Source organism: Streptomyces sp. NPDC111656 (assembly GCF_055656965.1).
Window position 1 is genome coordinate 1 of record NZ_JBVKCA010000036.1, and the last position, 3,816, is coordinate 3,816.

3 protein-coding genes and 1 pseudogene are annotated in these 3,816 nt (G+C 68.0%); all 4 read right to left on the reverse strand.

What is annotated here, in order from left to right:
* Positions 1–172: 172 nt before the first annotated feature.
* Positions 173–609: pseudogene (locus ACZ7M3_RS49145) on the reverse strand (ISAzo13-like element transposase-related protein); the annotation flags it as partial.
* A 90-nt stretch (positions 610–699) separates the two neighbouring features.
* Complete coding sequence (locus tag ACZ7M3_RS49150; RefSeq protein ID WP_472072847.1) at positions 700–1,539, reverse strand: IS5 family transposase; 840 nt, start codon at positions 1,537–1,539, stop codon at positions 700–702.
* Positions 1,540–1,857: 318 nt separating this feature from the next.
* Positions 1,858–2,799 (reverse strand): type VII secretion system-associated protein, encoded by a 942-nt coding sequence (locus ACZ7M3_RS49155; RefSeq protein ID WP_472072849.1) that lies wholly within the window; start codon positions 2,797–2,799, stop codon positions 1,858–1,860.
* Between the two features lie 63 nt (positions 2,800–2,862).
* Positions 2,863–3,717, reverse strand: coding sequence for a type VII secretion system-associated protein (locus ACZ7M3_RS49160; protein ID WP_472072851.1), 855 nt, complete (start codon positions 3,715–3,717; stop codon positions 2,863–2,865).
* Positions 3,718–3,816 lie beyond the last annotated feature (99 nt).

A 3,816-nucleotide genomic window follows, 5' to 3' on the forward strand; every position in this document is an offset into this window, starting at 1 on the left:
GAACGCACACACCGCTACGGGCACACACCCGGCCGGACTCTCCCCTGACACCGAAGGGCCGAACGGATCGCCGCGCTCGGGACAGCCTGGGGCCCGCTGTACGGGCCGGATCACGACGGGATCATCACATCCCTGCGCTGGACGCCACGGGAACCCGGCGGCCTCGATCTGGGACTGATCGCCCTGGCCCACGCAGCAGATCGGCGACGGTGTCGGCACCGGCACGGTGCCGGGCCCGGGTCAGCTCCTGCGCCAGCGTGCGGGTGGACTCCACCGTCCAGCGCAGCGGCGACATCGGATCGCCTCGAACATTTGGCCCAACCGGGACCAACAGCGCCGGGCGCAGCCGCGGATTCAGCTCCGCGACTCGTTTGCGACCTGCGCTCGGACGGCCGCACCCTTCCCAGAGGTTCCCCGCCCGCCTCGAGTCCGAACACGCCCTTGCGGACCGTTATCTCGCTGACCGCAGCGGCCTGTGCCACGGCCCGGACACCGCCGAGCCCCAGCGCGCCCGGCTCCCGCAGCCATCGGCAACCGCCGCTGCCGCTCGTCCAGATGTGAAAGCAACACCGCGAACTTCACCGCGAGTCTCGTCCGGAATGCGCACACCACACCAACGAGTCCGAGGACCGGAACAATGCCTTGATTCCCTGCAGGCCCTTAGAGGGCATTTGATCTAGGTGGATTGCCCTTTATCTACTAGTAAGTTCCTCGCCAGGTGGATGTCGTCTCGTCCGTTATGCGCTTGGTGAGGTTGTCGATCGAGGCGACGTAGATCATGGCCTCGGAGCTGGCGGGCAGGGTCTCGTAGTCTCGGGCGAGGTGCCGGTGCAGCATGATCCAACCAATACTTCGTTCGACAACCCAGCGCCTTTTGACAACGTGGAAGCCGCGAACTCCTGGGTTCCTGTTGACGACTTCGACGTCGATTCCGAGGCTGGCGCCGTGCTCGATGACGGCATTCTTGAAGCCGGTGTCGACCCAGCTCTTAAAGATGGTCGGGTAGGTCTTCTTGGCCTGGTCGAGGAGCTGGATTCCGACGGCGTTCTCGGACAGGCTCGCGGCGGTGACGGTCACGGCAAGGATGAGTCCGATCGTGTCGGTGAGGATGCCCCGTTTCCTGCCGACGATCTTCTTGGCGGCGTCGGTTCCCTGGCTGGTCAGGGGCACGTTGGTGGAGGTTTTCACGCTCTGGGTGTCGATCACGGAAGCGGTCGGTTCGGGCTTGCCTCCTTCCTTCACGCGGGCCAGGCCGGTCAGGTCGTAGTTGAGCTGGGCGAGGATTCCCTCGTCGCGCCAGGCTGCGTAGTAGGCGTAGACGCTGCCGTGGTTGGGGAAGTCGTGCGGGAGGTATTTCCAGGGGATTCCGGTGCGGTTGATGTAGAGGAGTGCGTTGAATACGTCGCACAGGTCGACCCTGGCCGGCTGCCCGGTGGGCCTGCGGTCGAGCCGGGCTTTTCTCCAGGCCGTTAACGTCGGCTCGATTAAGGCCCATCGGGCGTCGGACAGGTCGCTGGGGTAGGGCTTCCGCTGGCTCACGCCGTAGGGTGATCATGGATGGGGCGGACGGTGCCTTTCCGCTGCTGTTGGGCGTTTCTGCCCGATCTTCAAACCAGATGAACTTCGTGTACGAGAACCGGAGCAAACGGGCGGCCAAGTCCGTAGCTCGATGGACTCGAGGGTGTGCGTATGAGGCAAACACCTCAAGCGCGACGGCCACGAAAGTTACTTACTGGCACAGAGCTTCTCTAAATGCCCACTTAGACGCCATTTCAGTTGGCGTGATCTTGCGGCAGTCTGAGGCGATGATTGCTGCGCCATGTGTGGCCCCGGCGGTCTCCGCCAGGGCCACACATGTCAGGCCTCGTCCGCCTCTCCGGGCTCGGCCGGCTTCCGTTCCGTCCGGGTCTCCGCCCCGGTCCCCGGCCCCGTCCCCGGGCCGTCGTCCGCCGTCCGATGATCATCCGTCAGGAAATCGGGCCAGTCCTCGAGCGTCACGAGGTCCGGCAGATCCGTGATGGCGTCCGGCCGGTAGTCGGCCCTGCCGGGCTCGGGCCACTCGTCCAACGGCCCGCGGTCCCCGCCCTCCGCCTCGTACCGTTCCAGGTCGGCCTTGCTCTCCCGCAGCGCGCTCACCGTGACGAGTTGCCCCACCGGGGCAGAGGAGCTGAGGAACAGCACCTCTTTCCCCTCCGGCAGCCTCTCCAGCAGATCGGGCACCGACATCACCACGTGCGGGGGCAGTCGGTCCTCCTCCAGCTCCGGTGATGTCGAGAAGACAGGCACGGCCTCCGTACCGTCCGGTGCGTCGGTCACCGCCAGGCCGCCCTTCTCATCGACACACACGGCCACCTCGGCGTCGGCGAGCATCAGGGCGAACAGCTCCTCCGAGGCGTATCCGGTGGCGACCAGTTGCACGGCGGCGTCCACGGGGCTGACCGGCGGGGCCCAGCCGTACGCGTCGGGTGAGGGGCGGTACTCGGCGTTCTCCTCCCACTCCACGATCTCCCCCTGCTGGTCGCTGCGCCAGCGCCCGAGGGTGGCCCAGGACGGCGGTGGTTCGCCCTCGTCGCCGTTCCAGTGCCGGTCGATGACGGACAGCCAGTGGTTGGGGGCCACCTTGGCGGCCCTGACGTAGTCCTCGGGCGGCTCCCGGAAGCGCTCCTGGCCCTTGAGCACCGCGCCAGGACCGCCCTGGGTCCCGGCGGTGCCCGAGCCCCCGTCTGCAGGATCGCCCGCGGGGTCCGCCTCCGCGGTGTTCTGTGGCTCGTCGTCCGGTGTGCGGGAAGAACTCGTCATGGGATGAAACTCCATCGATGTGCGGGGTGTGTGTTACGTGCGGTGGGCGCGGAATTCCGCGGATCAGATGGTGGAGTCCAGACTGAGGGCCGATCCCCCGGCGGTCTCGTCCTCGGTGGGGGCCGTGGCGGCAGGCGTGGTGGGCACGTCCGTACCGCCGACCGTCGAGGGGCGCACGGGGGCCGGGGGCTCGGGCTCCTCCGCCTCACGTGGCCCGTTCTCGCCCGCGCTGTCGCCCCGCGCGGCCGCCGGCGGCGGTTCCTCCGCCACGGATGCTTCCCGGGTGGGCTCGGTGGCCGGTTTCTCCGTCTCGGCGATGGCATCGAGCACCGCCTGCGTGTCCACGACCATGCTCACCTGCGCCGAAGGGTTGACGTAGAAGCTGTGGTCCTCGGGAAGACGATGGATGATGTCGGCGGTCTTCACGAGTTCGTACGCCAGGTTCCCGTAGCGGTGGAGGAACGCGGGCGCGCTGAAGACCGGGATCACAGCGGTGCCGTCGGGTGCCGAAGCGCGCACGGGCTCGCCCTCGGCCGTGACGAGCACCGCCAGCTCCGCGCCGGCCAGGGCGCGGGGGACGTCCTCGCCCGGCCCGTAACCGGTGGAGGCGAGCTGGATGGCGGCGTCCACTGCGTCCACCGGCTCGGGCCAGCCATGCGCCTGGGGGGACGGCCGGTAGTTGTCGTTGTCCTGCCATTCCACGATCTCGCCGTCCAGGTTGGAGCGCCACTGCCCCACCACGGCCCATTCGGGAGGCGGTCCCTCCTCCTGCCACGTCGGGTCGGTGAAGTAGAGCCAGTGGTCCGGGAGCAGTTTGGCGGCCTTAACGAACTCCTCGGGCGGAGCGGGGTCCACGGTGGCCGGGGCGTCCCCGGTGGGAGCCGTGGTGACGTCGGTCTCGCCGCTGGGCTCACTCATATGTCCTCACTCACTGGGCTGGGGGATGCTTGCCGGGTCCGGCTGGCTCGCCGCCCCGTCTCTTCGATGTGCTGGATATGCCGCACGGGCAGGGATACG